At 65.0% G+C, this 17,266-nt stretch carries 15 protein-coding genes; 9 read left to right on the top strand and 6 right to left on the bottom strand.

Annotated features, from left to right (window positions below):
- Positions 1-4 precede the first annotated feature (4 nt).
- The 3 genes from QCE88_RS29160 to QCE88_RS29150 are packed head-to-tail and all read left to right on the top strand — an operon-like array spanning position 5 to position 5,354.
- Positions 5-3,259: a CusA/CzcA family heavy metal efflux RND transporter gene (locus QCE88_RS29160; protein ID WP_309908407.1), complete on the top strand. Its 3,255-nt coding sequence runs from the start codon at positions 5-7 to the stop codon at positions 3,257-3,259.
- Positions 3,259-3,936, top strand: coding sequence for a heavy metal response regulator transcription factor IrlR (gene irlR, locus QCE88_RS29155; protein WP_309908405.1), 678 nt, complete (start codon positions 3,259-3,261; stop codon positions 3,934-3,936). Before QCE88_RS29160 ends, irlR begins: the two co-directional genes overlap by 1 nt.
- Positions 3,933-5,354, top strand: a complete 1,422-nt coding sequence (locus QCE88_RS29150; RefSeq protein ID WP_309908404.1) for a heavy metal sensor histidine kinase — start codon at positions 3,933-3,935, stop codon at positions 5,352-5,354. The genes irlR and QCE88_RS29150 overlap by 4 nt, the downstream gene beginning before the upstream one ends.
- A 6-nt stretch (positions 5,355-5,360) precedes the next feature.
- On the opposite strand, the gene QCE88_RS29145 is transcribed toward QCE88_RS29150, so the two are convergent.
- Together QCE88_RS29145 and QCE88_RS29140 are read right to left on the bottom strand one after the other, a co-directional pair.
- On the bottom strand, positions 5,361-5,624 hold the full coding sequence (locus QCE88_RS29145; RefSeq protein WP_309908402.1) for a DUF4148 domain-containing protein: 264 nt from the start codon (positions 5,622-5,624) through the stop codon (positions 5,361-5,363).
- Between the two features lie 126 nt (positions 5,625-5,750).
- Positions 5,751-6,317 carry a cysteine hydrolase family protein gene (locus QCE88_RS29140; RefSeq protein ID WP_309908401.1) on the bottom strand — a complete coding sequence of 189 codons (567 nt, stop codon included), beginning with the start codon at positions 6,315-6,317 and terminating at the stop codon, positions 5,751-5,753.
- A gap of 354 nt (positions 6,318-6,671) precedes the next feature.
- On the opposite strand from QCE88_RS29140, the gene QCE88_RS29135 reads away from it, so the two are divergent.
- Positions 6,672-8,645 carry an alkaline phosphatase PhoX gene (locus tag QCE88_RS29135; RefSeq protein WP_309908399.1) on the top strand — a complete coding sequence of 658 codons (1,974 nt, stop codon included), beginning with the start codon at positions 6,672-6,674 and terminating at the stop codon, positions 8,643-8,645.
- 51 nt (positions 8,646-8,696) lie between these two features.
- Here the strand turns inward: QCE88_RS29135 and QCE88_RS29130 are convergent, their stop codons facing one another.
- Entirely contained in the window at positions 8,697-10,178 is a 1,482-nt protein-coding gene (locus tag QCE88_RS29130) for a SulP family inorganic anion transporter (protein ID WP_309908398.1), read from the bottom strand.
- A 267-nt stretch (positions 10,179-10,445) separates the two neighbouring features.
- The gene (locus tag QCE88_RS29125; protein ID WP_309908397.1) at positions 10,446-10,658 is read right to left on the bottom strand and encodes a hypothetical protein; all 213 of its coding nucleotides are present in this window, start codon (positions 10,656-10,658) and stop codon (positions 10,446-10,448) included.
- 357 nt (positions 10,659-11,015) lie between these two features.
- Between QCE88_RS29125 and QCE88_RS29120 the strand changes: the two genes are divergently transcribed.
- The 5 genes from QCE88_RS29120 to QCE88_RS29100 all read left to right on the top strand — a co-directional run bounded on the left by QCE88_RS29120 (position 11,016) and on the right by QCE88_RS29100 (position 14,986).
- Positions 11,016-11,609 carry a CsgE family curli-type amyloid fiber assembly protein gene (locus QCE88_RS29120; protein ID WP_309908396.1) on the top strand — a complete coding sequence of 198 codons (594 nt, stop codon included), beginning with the start codon at positions 11,016-11,018 and terminating at the stop codon, positions 11,607-11,609.
- A 33-nt stretch (positions 11,610-11,642) separates the two neighbouring features.
- Complete coding sequence (locus QCE88_RS29115; protein WP_309908395.1) at positions 11,643-12,080, top strand: curli assembly protein CsgF; 438 nt, start codon at positions 11,643-11,645, stop codon at positions 12,078-12,080.
- Between the two features lie 16 nt (positions 12,081-12,096).
- Positions 12,097-13,026 carry a CsgG/HfaB family protein gene (locus QCE88_RS29110; RefSeq protein ID WP_309908393.1) on the top strand — a complete coding sequence of 310 codons (930 nt, stop codon included), beginning with the start codon at positions 12,097-12,099 and terminating at the stop codon, positions 13,024-13,026.
- Positions 13,027-13,048: 22 nt separating this feature from the next.
- Positions 13,049-13,588 (top strand): hypothetical protein, encoded by a 540-nt coding sequence (locus QCE88_RS29105; protein WP_309908392.1) that lies wholly within the window; start codon positions 13,049-13,051, stop codon positions 13,586-13,588.
- Positions 13,589-13,699: 111 nt separating this feature from the next.
- Positions 13,700-14,986, top strand: coding sequence for a hypothetical protein (locus QCE88_RS29100; protein WP_309908390.1), 1,287 nt, complete (start codon positions 13,700-13,702; stop codon positions 14,984-14,986).
- 85 nt (positions 14,987-15,071) lie between these two features.
- On the opposite strand, the gene QCE88_RS29095 is transcribed toward QCE88_RS29100, so the two are convergent.
- Together QCE88_RS29095 and QCE88_RS29090 are read right to left on the bottom strand one after the other, a co-directional pair.
- A complete protein-coding gene (locus QCE88_RS29095; protein WP_309908388.1) occupies positions 15,072-16,421 on the bottom strand; it encodes an MFS transporter in 1,350 nt (449 codons plus the stop codon).
- Between the two features lie 28 nt (positions 16,422-16,449).
- Positions 16,450-17,259, bottom strand: coding sequence for a TIM barrel protein (locus QCE88_RS29090; protein WP_309908385.1), 810 nt, complete (start codon positions 17,257-17,259; stop codon positions 16,450-16,452).
- Positions 17,260-17,266: the final 7 nt, after the last annotated feature.

The following is a 17,266-nucleotide window of genomic DNA, read 5'->3' as shown; positions in this document are numbered from 1 at the left end:
CCGCATGTTCGAGAAGCTGATTCGTTTTGCCATTGCGCACCGCTGGCTGGTGCTGCTCGCGACGCTCGCGGCGGCTGGCTGGGGCGTGTTCAGCTACCGGCAACTGCCCATCGACGCCGTGCCGGACATCACCAACGTCCAGGTGCAGGTCAACACGTCGGCGCCAGGCTACTCGCCGCTCGAAGCCGAGCAGCGCATCACCTATCCGGTCGAAACCGCGATGGCCGGTTTGCCGAACCTGCAACAGACCCGTTCGATTTCGCGTTACGGCCTCTCCCAGGTCACGGTGATCTTCAAGGACGGCACCGACATCTACTTCGCGCGTCAACTGGTCAACGAGCGTATTCAGGAAGCGCGCGACAAGCTGCCGGGGAACGTCGTGCCCGCCATGGGTCCGACCTCGACAGGTCTCGGCGAGATCTTCCTGTGGACCGTCGAGGCGAGCGGGACGGCGCGCAAGCCCGACGGCAACCGCTACACGCTCGCGGACCTGCGCGAGATCCAGGACTGGGTGGTTCGGCCGCAGATGCGCAACGTGCCGGGCGTGACCGAGGTGAACTCGATCGGCGGCTATGTAAAGGAATTCCGTATTGCGCCGAATCCGAACCGGCTGATGTCCTACGGCCTGACCCTCGCCGATATCGTGCGCGCCGTCGAGCGCAACAACGAGAACGTCGGCGCGGGCTATATCGAGAAGCGGGGCGAGCAGTATCTGGTGCGCGTGCCGGGTCAGGCGGGTTCCGTCGAGGACCTCGAGAACATCGTGCTCGCCAATTCAGGCGGCGTGCCGGTGCGCGTGCGCGATGTGGCGCGCGTGGACCTCGGGCGCGAACTGCGTACCGGCGCGGCCACGTCGAACGGCGAGGAGACGGTGCTCGGCACGGTCTTCATGCTGATGGGCGAGAACAGCCGCACGGTGGCGCAGGCCGCGGCCGCGAAGCTCGCCGACGTGAACCGCATGCTGCCGCCGGGCGTGCGCGCCGTGCCGGTGTATGACCGCACCGGGCTGGTCGAGAAGGCGGTGAACACGGTCAGGAAGAACCTGCTCGAAGGCGCGGTGCTGGTGATCGCAGTGCTGTTCCTGTTCCTCGGGAATCTGCGCGCGGCGCTGATCGTCGCGCTGGTGATTCCGCTGTCGATGCTGATGACCTTCGCCGGCATGGTGAACGCGCACGTCAGCGCGAACCTGATGAGCCTCGGCGCGCTCGACTTCGGCATCATCATCGACGGCGCGGTGGTGATCGTCGAGAACTGCGTGCGGCGGCTCGCGCACGCACAGGGTGTCGCGAACCGGGCGCTCACGCGCGAGGAGCGCTTCGCCGAAGTGTTCGAGGCCTCGCAGGAGGCGCGCCGCGCGCTGATCTTCGGGCAGCTCATCATCATGGTGGTGTATCTGCCGATCTTCGCGCTCACGGGTGTCGAAGGGAAGATGTTCCATCCGATGGCGATCACCGTCGTCATGGCGCTGGCCGCCGCGATGCTGCTGACCGTCACGTTCATTCCGGCGGCGGTTGCGCTGTTCGTGAACCAGCGCGTCGAGGAACAGGAGAGCCGGATCCTGCGGGCTGTGCGGCGCGTCTACGAGCCCACGCTGACGCGCTTCATGGCGCGGCCGCGCGGCGTGCTGATCGGCGCGGCGGGCATCGTCGCGCTGACGCTCCTGCTGGCCACGCGGCTTGGCAGCGAATTCATTCCGAGCCTGAACGAAGGCGACCTGGCGGTGGCGGCGCTGCGCATTCCGGGCACGAGCCTCTCGCAGTCGGTGGAGATGCAGAAGGCCATCGAGCAGGCGCTGAAGGCGCGGGTGCCCGAAGTCGAGCGCGTGTTCGCGCGCACCGGCACGGCCGAGATCGCCGCCGATCCGATGCCCCCCAATCTCTCCGATGCCTACGTGATGCTCAAGCAGCCCTCCGCGTGGCCGGATCCGAACAAGCCGCATGCGCGGATCATCGAGGACGTCGAGACCGTGCTCGCCGACTTCCCGGGCAATGTCTACGAGTTTTCGCAGCCCATCCAGCTGCGTTTCAACGAACTTATTTCGGGCGTGCGCAGCGACGTCGCCGTGAAGGTCTTCGGCGAGGACATGAGCGTGCTGCGCGAGAACGCCGACAAGGTGGCGGGCGCGTTGCAGAAGGTGCCGGGCGCAATCGAAGTGAAGGTCGAACAGACCTCGGGGCTGCCGGTGCTCGGCGTGACGCTTGAGCGCGACAAGCTCGCCCGCTATGGACTGAGCGTCGCCGACGTGCAGGACACGGTGCTCGCGGCGGTCGGCGGACAGAAGGCCGGCACGCTGTTCCAGGGCGACCGGCGCTTCGACATCGTCGTGCGCCTCCCCGATGACTTGCGCTCGGACATCGAGGCGATCAAGCGTCTGCCGGTTGCGTTGCCGCAGACGGCGCGCGCAACGGCCGACAGCGCGGCCTCGGGCCTCGGCATCGGCCTCGGCAGCAACGCGCCGCTGCCACGCACGCTCTATGTGCCGCTTGCGGAGCTTGCGAAGGTCGAGGTCGGCGCGGGGCCGAACCAGATCAGCCGCGAGAACGGCAGGCGCCGCGTGGTGGTGACGGCCAATGTGCGCGACCGCGATGTCGGGTCGTTCGTCGCGGAGGCGCAGGCGCGCATCGACGACAGCGTGCGCCTGCCGGCCGGCTACTGGCTCGCGTGGGGCGGCCAGTTCGAACAGTTGCAGAGCGCGGTCGGACGCCTGAAGCTGGTCGTGCCGCTGGCGTTGCTGCTGGTGCTCGTGCTGCTGTTTGTGATGTTCGGCGACATGAAGGACGGCTTGCTGGTGTTCACCGGCATTCCGTTCGCGTTGTGCGGCGGCGTGGTGTCGCTGTGGCTGCGCGGCATGCCGCTCTCGATCACGGCGGCGGTCGGCTTCATCGCGCTGTGCGGCGTGGCGGTGCTGAACGGCCTCGTGATGATCTCGTTCATCCGCAATCTGCTCGACTCGGGCGCGACGCTCGACGACGCCATTCGCGAAGGCGCGCTCACCCGGCTGCGGCCGGTGCTGATGACCGCGCTGATCGCCTCGCTCGGCTTCATGCCGATGGCCTTCGCCACCGGCACCGGCGCCGAAGTGCAGCGGCCGCTCGCGACGGTGGTGATCGGCGGCATTCTTTCTTCGACGGCGCTCACGCTGCTGGTGTTGCCGGTGTTGTATCGCCTGAGTCATCAGGTATCGCTGCGCGCGGCGCTCGCGCGTGTTCTGTCCGGCGTGCTGGCGCGCCGCGCCGGGCCTGCACGGAGTGTGGATTGATGCGTATCTTGATCGTGGAAGACGAGCCGAAAAGCGGCGCGTATTTGCAGAAGGGCTTGGCGGAGGCGGGCTATGTGGTCGACTGGGTCGGCGACGGCATTGCCGGGCAGCATCAGGCCGAGGTCGAGGACTACGACCTGCTGGTGCTCGACGTGATGCTGCCGGGCCAGGACGGCTGGACGCTGCTCGGCAACCTGCGCCGCATCAAGTCGCTGCCGGTGCTGTTCCTCACCGCGCGCGACGACGTGAACGACCGCGTCAAGGGTCTCGAACTCGGTGCGGATGATTATCTGGTCAAGCCATTCGATTTCGTCGAACTGCTGGCGCGGGTCAAGTCCATTCTGCGCCGGGGCCAGCCGCGCGAGGTCACCACGTTGCGCGTCGACGATCTCGAGCTCGACCTGGTGCGGCGCAAGGCCGTGCGCAAGAGCGACACGATCCTGCTCACGGCGAAGGAGTTCGCGCTGCTGTGGCTGCTGATGCGGCGCACGGGCGAGATCCTGCCGCGCGCGACCATCGCCTCGCAAGTGTGGGACATGAACTTCAACAGCGACACGAACGTGGTGGACTCGGCGATTCGCCGGCTGCGTTCCAAGGTCGACGACCACTACCACCCGAAACTGATCCACACCGTGCGCGGCATGGGCTACGTGCTGGAAGCGCGGAGCTTCCAGTGACGTGTTTGCTGCCGCGCACGCTGCGCGCGCGCCTGACGGTGCTGATCGTGCTCTCGACCTCGCTCGTGCTCGCGTCCACCGGCGTGCTGGTCTATGAAACGCTGAAGGGACGGCTCGAAGCGACGTCGTCCGCGGAGATGATGGGCACGGTGCAGGAAGTGCGCGCGCATCTTGCGGAGGCCGTGCCCTACGGCATACCCGAAGCCGGTATCGCGGCCGTGACCGAAACGCTCCATGGGCGGGCCAATGTGGATCTCGCGATCCTCGGTGTCGACGGACGCCTGCTGGTCTCGACGCCAGGCTTTCGGCGCGGCCCTGAGGATGCGAAACCGGACAGCCGCACGATCCGCTACCGCTATCTGACGGCCATGGTGCCGCTCGGGTCCGGGCCGCGGTCCGTCGAGGTCGTGGTGCGCTATGACCGCACGAGCGATATCGCGCTGCTGCGCGCGCAGGCGCGGACCATCGTGCTGATCCAGGCGCTCGGCGTGGTGCTGGCCGCCGCGCTCGCCTACGGCATCACGATGCTCGGCATCAGCCCGTTGCGGCGCATGGTCGAGCATGCCGAGGCCATCTCCGTGAACCGGCTCGCGCAGCCTTTGCCGGCGCTCGGCGCGACGGGCGAACTGGCGGAACTGGAACGCGCCTTCAACGCCATGCTGCGGCGGCTGAACGAATCGTTCACGCTGCTGAGCCAGTTCTCGTCCGACCTCGCGCATGACATGCGCACGCCGCTGACCAACCTGCAGGCGGCCGCGCAAGTGGTGCTGTCGCAACCGCGCGCGGCGAACGAGTATCGCGAGGTGATCGAGTCGAGCGTCGAGGAATATCGCCGGCTCACGACGATGATCGAGGACATGCTGTTCCTGGCGCGCTCGGAGCAGGCCGGTGCGCTGCTCGCGGTGCGTGCTCTGGATGCCGTTGCCGAAGCCGAGCGCGTGGCGGGCTATTACGAGTCGATGGCGGAGGAGGCGTGCGTGAGCATCGACGTACGCGGCGCGGCGGCCCTCGATGCGGACCTGCTGCTCTACCAGCGGGCCCTGAGCAATCTGCTCTCGAACGCGCTGTCGCATGCGCCGCAGGGATCGGTCGTCAGGATCGATTGCGAGGTCTGCCTGATGGACGGCGTCGACATGACGATGGTCAGTGTGTCGGACACCGGCGAGGGGATTGCGCAGCCGCATCTGGACCGGATCTTCGACCGCTTTTATCGCGTCGATCCGGCGCGCTCCAACTCGGCGGCAGGAACGGGTCTGGGACTGGCCATCGTCAAGTCGATCATGGAACGGCACGGCGGAGCGTGCGGCGTGCGCAGCATGCCGCACGTATCCACGACCTTCTGGATGGCGTTTCCGCGCCGCCCGCATCCCGCCGCGCATCCCGTTGTGCAAGCCGACGCGGCATGCGCGAGTGACTGAGACGAATCAGCGCTTGTCGTGATGATCGACGGCAGGGGCTTTTTCGCCCGCATGCACCGCCGATGCATGCACTTCCTTGTTGCGCGCGACCATTTGCTCGGAGGGCGGGTACTGGGTCTTGGTCGACGGCACATCGCCGTCATGCTGAGCCTGCACGAGCTCCTGCCTGACCTGATCGCGCGACTTGCCCTGCGCGGACGCGACGCCCGATGCGAGCATCAGTGCCATCGACGAAGTAATCAGCATGGCGGTGATGAGCGACTTCTTCATGTGAGCCTCCTTGAGTGCAGCCGGCCGGCTGGCCGAGCCTGAGAGGCAGTATGCGAGGCGCTCGGTGCCTGAAGATGACGGGCAGATGAGAAGTGCGTGAGACTCTCCGCCCGCCCATGGCAACGGTCAGGCGGCTTCTTTCTGGCGCGACCCGACGAAGTCTTTCGCCGTGATCAGGTTCGCGTAGCCGAAGTCCAGCGCCGCCATGAAAGCCGCGTGAACCAGCGCGGCCGGCACCTTCACGCCGTTGAATTCGAGGTCATGCGTGGCGCACGTGTCGTGAACCACTGTCGTGTCGTAGCCGAGATCGTCGGCATGACGCGTCACGGCGTCGATGCACATATGACTCATGTTGCCGACCACGACCACCTTCTCGATGCCGTGCGCCACGAGCATGTCGGCCAGGCCGGTTTCGCGGAAGGGATTCAGGTGATGCTTGACGATCACCTGCTCGCCGGGCAGCGGCGCCGCCTTGGGATGAATCTGCACGCCTTCCGTGTCCGGCACGAAGAAGGCGGCGCCCTCGGCCAGCGTCACGTGCTGGACATGCACGATGAAGTCGCCGTTGGCCCGGCCGGCCTCGATGACGGCGCGCGCGTTGTCCGCGGCGGCGTCGGCGCCTTCCAGCACCCATTTGCCGCCGGGGAAATAGTCGTTCTGGATGTCGACCACGATGATTGCCTGCTTGCTCATAAGTCCTCCACCTCGAAAGGCGAACAGGTCCGCGCGCCGTTAGAGCTACGAGCACGGCGCGCCGGACAGTACGGTTGCGGCGCCGACCCTGGCGCAGTACGCATCATTCTGTGCGCCGGCGCCGCCCGGCGGAATGACCCGGACGCGGAATGCAGCCTTCTCGTTTCGAGAATGGTGAAGGCCTGCCGTGGCGCCTGCCGCGCCTTTCTTTCGAATGCAAGGCAATAAAATTACTAAAACCTGTCAAATTGATTTCACAATCTTTTCCTAAAGTAGCGCGTCGAACAGCACGCCAGGCCGCATCCGGTCCGCGATGCAATGACAACAACCCCACACCAGGACTCGAAACCACACATGGCGCTGCCCACTGACCTTTCCCGCCGCAAAGCCCTCAAGATCCTCGCCGGCGCCCCGATGCTGCCGCTCGGCGGCGCCGCGACCGCCGCGCTGCTGACCACGGCCTGCGGCGGCAGCGACAGCACGGCGGCCACGCCCACGCCCAAGCCCACGGCGGCTTTCACCACGGCGGCCTTCACCGGCATGGCCGCGCCCACGCTGGCCGCACCGAACGCGATGGCCACCACGAGCGTCGCATCGTCGATGACCGTGAATTTCAGCGACGGGAGCACGCGCGCCTACAAGCTCGCCTACCAGCCATTCTTCGTCACGGGCGACACGGTGCCGAACACGGCGGGCGGCACGATCGTCGCGGGCGGCTATTTCGACATCAATAATCAGCCGATCATCGACCGCTCGGTGGCCGGCAAGGAACGCCAGTTCTTCTCGGACTGTCCGGACGGCACCTCGCTGCTGAAGCTCGACAATCCGACGGTGAAGGGCGTGAAGGGCAATGCCGTGTTTGCGGTCGTGCAGTTCGAATACACCACGCGTGACCAGAACGCGGCCAGCATGTACGGCCGCCTGCCGTCGCCCATCGCGGTGCTGACGCTGGATCAGGATCCGGCCACCGGCAAGCTTTCGCTGGTCAGCTATGCCAATGTGGATACGTCGAAGGCGAACGGCCTGTGGATCACCTGCGGCGCGAGCCTGTCGCCGTGGAACACGCATTTGTCGAGCGAAGAGTACGAGCCGGACGCGGCACTGGGCACGAAGGACGCGCAGTTCCTCGCCTACAGCAAGAACCTCTACGGCGACGAAACGAAGGCGCGTCCGTATCACTACGGCCATCTGCCGGAAGTCACCGTGAATCCGGACGGCACCGGCACGATCAAGAAGCACTACTGCCTCGGCCGTATCTCGCACGAGCTGATCCAGGTGCTGCCGGACCAGCGCACCGTGATGATGGGCGACGACGCCACCAACGGCGGCGTGTTCATGTTCGTCGCGGACAAGAAGGCCGATCTCTCGGCGGGCACGCTCTACGTGGCGAAATGCACGCAGACCTCGACGGCGGGCGCGGGCGCGGCGACGCTCACGTGGCTCAACCTCGGCCACGCAACCAGCGATGAAATCGAGAACCTCGCCAACACCCTGACGCTCGCCGACATCATGGACGTGGTCAGCGACGCGACCGTCGGCGCGACGCTGGATGCCAGCTATACGCGCATCAACTTCAACGGCGCGTTCAACTGGATCCGCGTGAAGCCGGGCATGGAGAAGGCGGCCGCGTTTCTGGAGACGCACCGTTATGCCGCGCTGCGCGGCGCGAGCATGACCTTCACGAAGCTCGAAGGCACGACCGTCAATGCGAAGGACAAAATCGTCTATTCGGCGATGTCGCAGATCGTCAAGTCGATGGTCAAGGGCGATGCGCACGCGGGCGACTTCGCCGTGGACAAGGCCATCAATTCCGGCGCCGTGTATGCGTTCAACCTGAAGGGCGGCCAGCGCGACCTGAGCGGTGCGGCCATCGACAGCGAATGGGTGCCGGTGGATATCGCCGCGCCTGCCGCGCTGGTTGGCGAGGACATTTCGGCGGACGTGCTTGGCAATATCGGCAATCCGGACAAGGTGGCGAATCCGGATAACCTCAAGTTCTCGGAGAAGCTGCGCACGCTCTTTATCGGCGAGGACAGCGGCCGGCACGTCAACAACTTCCTGTGGGCGTACAACGTCGATACGAAGTCGCTGACGCGGATTCTCTCGGCGCCGGCAGGCGCGGAATCGACGGGCCTGCATGCCGTCGACGAGATCAACGGCTGGACCTACATCATGAGCAACTTCCAGCACGCCGGCGACTGGGAACTGCCGCTGCATGCGAAGGTGCAGGCGACGCTCGATCCGCTGATCCGCGCGAACTACAAGGATCGCTTCGGCGCGGCGGTGGGTTATCTCACCGCCGATCCGACCTCGATCAAGCTCGGCTAAGCGGGCTTGTGAAAGCAGCGAAGCGCCACGCTTCGCTGCATTGCCCGCGCATCAATGCGTGGGTTCGAAGTGCGTCGCAGACGTCTTGTCGTGCGTGGCGTACTTCTCGATCATCGTCGCACTCGCGCGATTCAGACCGCTCACATCCACTGCAATCCCGTTGCGGCGGAACTTGTTCACGATGCGGTCCAGCGCATCGATGGCCGTGATGTCCCAGAAGTGCGCATGCGACAGATCGAGCCGCACCGCGCGCACCCTTTCCTTGAAGTCGAACTCGGCGACCAGCGCTTCCGACGACGCAAAGAACACCTGCCCGCGCACCACATAGCGGCGCTCGCTCGAGGCTTCGTCGAGCGTGGATTCCACCGCCAGCACGCGTCGCACCTTCGACGTGAAGAACAACGCCGAGAGCAGCACGCCGACGCCGACGCCAATCGCCAGATTGCCCGTTGCCACGACCACGATCACCGTGGCGAGCATCACCGCCGATGAACTCTTCGGATGCGTGCGCAGATTGCCGATCGACTTCCAGCTGAATGTGCTGATCGACACCATGATCATGACCGCGACGAGCGCGGCCATCGGAATCTGCTTGACCCACGGACCGAGGAACACCACCAGCACCAGCAGGAACGCGCCGGCGACGAAGGTGGACAGACGCTGGCGTCCGCCGGACTTCATGTTGATGACCGTCTGCCCGATCATCGCGCAGCCCGGCATGCCGCCGAGAAAGCCCGCGACGATGTTCGCGCAACCCTGGCCGCGGCATTCGCGATTCTTGTCGCTCGGGGTGTCGGTGTAGTCGTCGACGATGGCGGCCGTCATCAGCGATTCCAGCAGCCCGACGATGGCGATCGCCACCGAATACGGGAACACGATGCGCAGCGTATCGAACGAGAAGGGCACCTGCGGGAGTGCGAACACCGGCAGGCGGTCGGGGAACTGGCCCATGTCGCCGACGGTGCGCAGTTGCAGATGCAGAACCATGGAGATGGCCGTCATCACGATGATGCAGATGAGCGGCGACGGCACCACTTTGGTCAGTCGCGGCAGCAGATAGATGATGGCCAGACCGCCTGCGACCATCGCGTAGACGTACCAGGGCTGCGCGTTCAGCTGCGGCAACTGCGCGAGGAAGATCAGGATGGCCAGCGCGTTGACGAAGCCGGTGATGACGGAGCGCGAGACGAAGCGCATCAGCGCGCCGAGCCGCGCGAACCCCGCGCCGATCTGCAGGATGCCAGCGAGGATGCCCGCGGCCAGCACGTATTCGACGCCGTGTGTCTTCACGAGCGACGAAAGCAGCAGCGCGACGGCGCCCGTGGCCGCCGAGATCATGCCGGGCCGGCCGCCCGCGATCGCCGAGACCACGGCGATGCTGAACGCGGCGTACAGCCCGACTTTTGGATCGACGCCCGCGATGATGGAAAAAGCCAGCGCTTCGGGAATCAGCGCCAGCGCGACGACGATGCCGGCAAGCACGTCGGCGCGCACGTTCGAGAACCATTCCTCGCGCAATGTGTGGGTCTTCATGGGTGAACCTGGATGGGGAAATGAATGCAACGACCGCGGGCGCGGTAGAGCGATGCATGGGCTGCGCGGCGCTCGCATGGGCGATGGCCGGCGACGCACGTCATAGGTCCGCGAACCCCTGTCGGTCAGATGGATGTGACGAAGGAGGCTCGCGATACGCTACATAGGTGTCTGGACTGGGGCTAAAGCTGGAGCTGGAAGGAGAGCGCCGCAAGGGCTGCGGCGCGGGGGGATTTTAACCGATTTGTGTGCGCGGCTGAATCAGGGTCAAGCGGCTGCGCAGCGGGGCGCGCAGTCGATATATTCGAAGCCGGCCGCAATCGCGAAACGAATCGCGTCTTCCACATTCGGGAAAGCGCCCGGCAGCCGCACGGAACGTTCAGTGCCGTCGAGATCCTGGATGCGTGCCGTCGCGGCAAACATGTCGCCGTGCCGGACCGCTGCCGGCGTGACCATCATGTCCCTGTAGCTGAAGACCAATTCGTTCTCTCCCTGAAAGCGCTGCGGATCGGGTCGAACGGTCGTCCGGCCCCCTTTGCTTCACGTTATCGGCAGGGGCGGGCGGTTCTTTACGCTTCTGCTTAAATGCACCTCTGTTCGCGGTTTCGGGTGCCTTTCAGACGACATTTCGATTCTTTCGTATTTCATGTGATGAATGTGGCGCGCGCAACATAAGCGTTTGCTGACTTTACGCACAATCCATCCCGTCAGACCAATAAAAACAACGCCGACAAGGCCGCGCAACAAGCGGTCGAGGCATACGGGGAAGTCATGCAGCGAAGGAAGATCCTGCCCGCGAGCGGGCATGCAATCGCAGTGTGCATCGCAGTTTCAACCATGGTTCCGGGTGCTTACGCCCAGGATGCTGAAACGCCGGCCGCGGCCCACGCGGAATCGGCAAATCAGGCTCAGCCGCTCATCTCGCTGCCGAGCACGCCGACGCCCAGCCCGGTCAACCGGAGCGCGCCGCTGTCGTCCGCAAACGGCGCGCCGCTCACGCCGCGTGGCACGCTCAACGGCGCCGCCGCGCTCGAACAGAGCGCGACGCTTGCCGGCACGCCCCGGGCGCGCACCGCCGACGTCACCAATCAGCAGCCGCTCACTGACGCGCTCGGCGGCGTCGTCACCACCGATACCGTCACGCTCGCCGGCCAGGACTTCTACACCTGGTTCGCGCAGGCGTGGAGCGGCATTCCGCTGTCGGACCGCTACATCGTCTCGGTGCACGAGCGGCCTTCGGCGCGCTACGGCAGCCTCGTGTGGGTGGAGTTCGGGCAGCGCCGCGTCTTCCAGGCATTCCTGCCCATCGCCCGGGCGAACGTGCGGCCGGTGGCGGAAAACGCCGCGCAGATCGCGTTCCAAAACGTCATGCAGGCGGACCTGACGCGCCTGCTCTTTCGCGACGCCGACATGGCGACCGACGAACTCTAAAAAAAGCTCCAAGGCCAATACGGGGAACACACGATGAAAACGAATGCGCTTGTCCGCAGCGCGGCGCTCGCCTGCGCGCTCACGCTGCCGCTCGTCGCGGCACATGCCACGCAACTCGTCTACGAGCCGGTGAATCCGAACTTCGGCGGCAATCCGCTGAACGGCACGAACCTGCTCAATGAAGCGAACGCTCAGAACAAATACAAGGATCCGTCGCTGAGCGATCTCGGTTCGAGCCAGTCCACGCTCGACCAGTTCAACAACCAGTTACAGCAGGCGATTCTTTCGCGGGTGGCGTCGTCGATCTCGAGTTCGATCGTCGGTGCGGACGGCACGCTGCATCCCGGCACGATCAATACGGGCAACTTCTCGATTGCGATCACGCAGGTCACCGGCGGCAACCTGCAGGTGACGACGACCGACAAGACCACGGGCGCATCGACGACCTTCGTCGTCGGCAATGGACAGTGAGACGGGCACACGAGCAATGAACACGAACGCAATCAAGAAGACCGCACTGGGCGCCGCCGTTATCGCCACGATGTTGCTGACCGGCTGCGTGACCGCGCCGATGCCGCCCGCGAGCAACGCCACGCTCACGCCGCCGACCCGCATCACGCGCGACCTCACGCACCTGCCGCCGCCGAAGGGCAGGATCGTCGCGGCTGTGTACGGATTCCGCGATCTGACGGGACAGTACAAGCCTTCGCCGGACAGCTCGTTCTCGTCGCAGGTGACGCAGGGCGGCGCCTCCTTCCTCGTGAAGGCGATGCGCGATTCAGGCTGGTTCACGCCGGTCGAGCGCGAGAACCTGCAGGACCTGCTCACCGAACGCAAGATCATGCGTGCGCTGGAAACGCCCGACGACAAGAACCGCGCCGGTTCGAACCTGCCGCAGATCGGCGCGCTGGCGCCGGCGAGCATCGTGCTCGAAGGCGGCATCGTCGCGTACGACACGAATATCCGCACCGGTGGCGCGGGCGTCGCGTATCTCGGGATCTCGGCGTCGCAGCAGTATCGCGTGGATCAGGTGACCGTGAACCTGCGCGCCGTGGATATCCGCAACGGCACGATCCTCAACAGCGTCTCGACCACCAAGACCATCTATTCGATCCAGGTGGATACCGGCGTGTACCGCTTCATCGGCTTCAAGGATCTGTTGCAGGCCGAACTCGGCATGACGCGCAACGAGCCGCAGCAACTGTGCGTGAACGAGGCGATTGAATCCGCGCTGGTGCATCTGATCGTGCAGGGCGTCGCGAACCAGTCGTGGTCGCTCGCCGACATGAAGGACTGGTATGACCCGACGGTGCAGCGCTACCTGCAGGAGAACCAGGGCTACGTGCAGACGATGGAAGACGCAAACACGCCGTACAACCCGGTGAAGATCGATCCGCCCCGCTCGCTGGGCGGCTGAAGCGAACATGAAGGAGACACGAATGAATCCACCGCGTGCGCCGTGGCGCGCATCCAAGATCGCGTTCTGTGCGGGGCTGAGCGCGATCGTGAGTCTGTCGCTGGCGGTCTTTGCGGCCGATCTCTCGCCGGTCTCGGACTTCGGTCCGCCCGAGCCGGGCTTCGGCGGCGCGACGCAAGTGGCGCGCGTCGTGCAGAACGGCGCGGGCAACCGGCTGAGCGCCGTTCAGACGGGGCAGAACGGGCTGCTGGCGAACCAGGCGGGCGTGGCCAATGCCGCCGCCACCGCGCAGGCAGGCAATGACAACTGGACGGTGTTGCAGCAGAGCGGCACGGCCAACCAGTACGCCGGGTATCAGGCCGGCATGCTCAACCGGTCGATCGCGATACAGAACGGCAGCGGCAATGAAGCAACGGTGACGCAGATTGGAAGCGCGATGTCATCGCAAGTCACGCAGTACGGCAACAACAACGAAGTTTCGATTCTGCAGAACCGCAATGGCTCGGGTTTGTCGGTCACGCAGACCGGCAACGGAGCAAGAGCGGCGGTGCTGATGAAGTAGGCAGGAGGAGCGGGACCGGCGGATGGCAGGGGCTGTCCGTCGTCGGGGGTTGATTCAAAACAAGTCGTGAGACCGTAAGTCATCAAAACACACACCAACGAGGCAATAAAAATGAAAGTCAAGGCAATCGTCATCGCTATGGGTCTGGCAGCACTGGTTTCGACGTCGGCATTCGCTGCGAGCGTGGGCTCGGTCGGTGAAAGCGCAGTGGTCGAGCAATACGGCAACGGCAACTGGGCCGGCGTGAAGCAGACCGCTTCGAGCTATGACCAGGTCAACGTGCTGCAAAACGCCGACGGCGCCAGCGCCAACGTCAAGTCGAGCAACGGCGGCGGCAACGTCACCGACATCAAGCAGATCGGCCAGGGCACAAACGGCGCGTCGAACCTGAGCGCGGACGTGACGCAACAGCAGACGATCGGCGAACGCACGACGGTGCGCCAGACGGGCCACGACAACAGCGTGACCGTGTCGCAAACGGCCTCGGCTTTCGATACCGATACCGTCAAGCAGGAAGGCAAGAACGATTCGGCCACGATCACCCGCAGCGGTTCGAGCTTCAACACGGTGAACATCGACCAGGGCACGGGCAAGACCGCCGGCACGAGCGATGGCGCCAAGGCTACGGTGACGCAGACGAATACCATCGGCAATCGCGTCGACGTGCTGCAAGGCAAGGACAACGGCATCGCGACGGTGACGCAGACGGGCGGCGGCTATAACGGCGCGCGCATCGAGCAGACGGGCGGTCATACCGACGGCAAGATCGAGCAGATCTCGGAAATCGGCGACTCGGTGTCGATCAAGCAAGGTGACTTCGCGCGTGCCCAGGTGCATTCGGAGAACGGCGGCAGCAACACGACCACCATCACCCAGAGCGGCGCGGGCGCACCGCATTACGCGCAAGTCACGCAGGGCAACGCCGTCAATGAAACGACGACCATCATGCAGACGGGTTCGGCCTACAACACGGCGTATGTGGACCAGTATCGCGAAGCCAACGATCACACGCTTGTGATCCAGGACGGCGATCGCAACACGGCAGCCGTGCATCAGACGGATGGACGCGGCAACACGGCGCTGGCCGTGCAGGTCGGCTCGACCAACACGATGGACCTCACGCAGCAAGGCGCGTTCGAGTCGACGCTGCTGGCCGGGCAAGGCGGCTTTCATAACGACATGAAGGCATCGCAGTCGGGTACGCGTGAAGAGCTGGCGCTGGCACAGGTCGGTAACTTCAACGGCGCGTATGCTTCGCAGGACGGCGGCTATAACAGCGCGTCGATCACGCAGGTCGGCAATGCGAACCTGGGCGTGGTCTCGCAGAGCGGCTTGGGCAACTCGGCGTCGATCGCACAGGGTGGTTCGTTCAACAAGGCCGTGATCGTCCAGAAGTAAGCGGCGTTTGAAGGCTGGATGAGGTTGTGCGGGCGGGAAGCTGAGCTTCCCGCCCGCTTTTTTTTGGGCCGTGACGGGCGTGCTTTCAGCCCGTGTGCTTCCCGAGACGCTCCAGCGGAACGTCGTAGGTTTCCCTCATTGAATAGATCGACACCGCGGACAACAGACACACGCACGCCGTGAAGACCGCCGGCATCACCCACGGCGCGGTGCCGAACTTGCCCACCAGCGCCGTTTCGATCAGCGGTGCAAAGCCGGCGATCGCGAAGCCGAATTGAGTGCCGATCGCCATGCCGGAGAGTCTCACTTGCGTAGGAAAGCGCTCGGCGTACGTCGCCGGCCAGACGGCGTTCGTGATGCTGTAGACGATGCCGCCCAGGAATACGCCCGTCGCGAGCACGAGCGCATCGCTTCCGGTCGTGATCGACCAGAGAAAGAGGGCGGCGGCAATCGCACACAGGATGTTGCCCGCGATGAACACCGGACGCCGCCCGATGCGGTCGGAGAGCGTCGCATAGACCGGGATCGTGAACACCGCGATCAGATTGCCGATGATCGCTGTCCACAGCATCGTCGATGTGCTGATGTGATGGTCGAATGTGCGCGAGAACGACAGCGCGAACACGGCAAATGTCGTCCCGACGGATGCAATCAGCGCGGCGAAGAACACTTGCAGCAGTTCCTTGCGATACGTCGTGAGGAGTGTCTTGAGCGGCGCGCGCGGAACGTCGCCATGTGACGCTTCGCTCTGGAAGGCGGGCGTTTCTTCGAGCCGCGAACGCACGATGAAGCCGACGATGACGACCACCGCGCTCAGCCAGAACGGCACGCGCCAGCCCCACGAGAGCAATTGATCTTCCGACAGCAACGCGGCGAGCGGCAGCACGACGGCCGGCGCCAGCACCTGACCGCCTTGCGTTCCACTCAAGGTCCAGCTGGTGTAATAGCCGCGACGATGCGCGGGTGCGTGTTCGAACGACATCGAATTTGCCCCGGCCTGTTCGCCGGCCGCCGAGATGCCCTGGAGAATGCGCAACAGGACGAGCAACGCGGGCGCGAGCAGCCCTGCGTTCTGATAACTCGGCAGGCAGCCGACGAGAAACGTCGAAACGCCCATCAGGAGCAAAGTGCCGACCATCACGACTTTCCGGCCCAGACGGTCGCCATAGTGTCCCATCAGGAACGAGCCGAGGGGACGGGCCGCATACGCGACGCCGAACGTGGCCATCGAGGCGAGGGTTGCGGCGGCCAGGTCGCCGGGGGGGAAGAAAATGCGCGGGAAGACGAGCGCGGCTACCGTGCCGTAGATGAAGAAGTCGTAGTATTCGAGCGCACTGCCGATCCATCCGGCGATGGCGGCTTTTCTCGCCTGGCGTCGGCTGTCGGCCGGTGCGGACGTTGTCGTGTCGCCGGTGCGTATCGTGTTTGTCGTCATGTCTGTCTCCGTTTATTTGTTGGAAGTTTCAAATCAGCGGCCACGCGCTGCTTTGAAGCAGCCGGCCGGTGGACTGTCGAACGAGGGCCGCGCGCTTCGTCGGATCCGGTTCGCGAGCGAGCGGCACCTCCGCCGCTAGTGGCACGTCCTTCGGCAACGCATCGAGAAGCTCGCGCAAGGGCAGGCCGCCTTCGCCCGGCAAGAGCCGGTTGCCGCGTGCCTCGTCGACAATCCCGTCACGCGCCGGCGATGCAAGCGGCGCATCGCACAGCTGCACGCTGCCGATCCATGCGGGATCGAGCGCCGCCACCGCTTCGACCGTGCCGCCCGAGCGGAACAGATGCAGCGCGTCGATCAGCACGAAGGCGTTGTCTTTGTCCAACGCCTTGACGATATCGACCGCGTCTTCCAGACGGGCGACCGGGCGCCAGATCATGAATTCGATGTCGAGCGCGAGGTTCAACGGCCGGGCGAGATCGCATAGCGCGCCCAGTCGGTCAATCACGCGCGTACGCTCCGGGTCATCGATATTGATGCATACGCGCCGTGCACCGAGTTCCGCGCCTGCTTCGAACACCGGGACATAGTCGTCGATGCAAGTATCGGCGGCGAGTCGAATGACTTCGATGTCCGAGACCGTGACATCGTGCGCTTCCATGAGCCGCAGCGTGTCGCGCAATTCAGGCGATCCCGCGCGCAGCGGATACGCAAGCCCGCCGGGAACCGGAGAACACAAGCGGATGCCGACAGCTCGAAATCCCGCTTGCGCCGCCAGTGAAATCAGATCCGGCGGCCCGACGTCGAGCACCGTGAGATGAGCCAGGGAGAGTCGTTTCATTGCACTG

Origin of the sequence: Caballeronia sp. LZ035, assembly GCF_031451175.1 — a bacterium.
In the GTDB taxonomy this organism is placed as follows: domain Bacteria; phylum Pseudomonadota; class Gammaproteobacteria; order Burkholderiales; family Burkholderiaceae; genus Caballeronia.
Note: the sequence above shows the minus strand (reverse complement) of the source record. Positions and strands in the feature narration are given on the sequence as shown.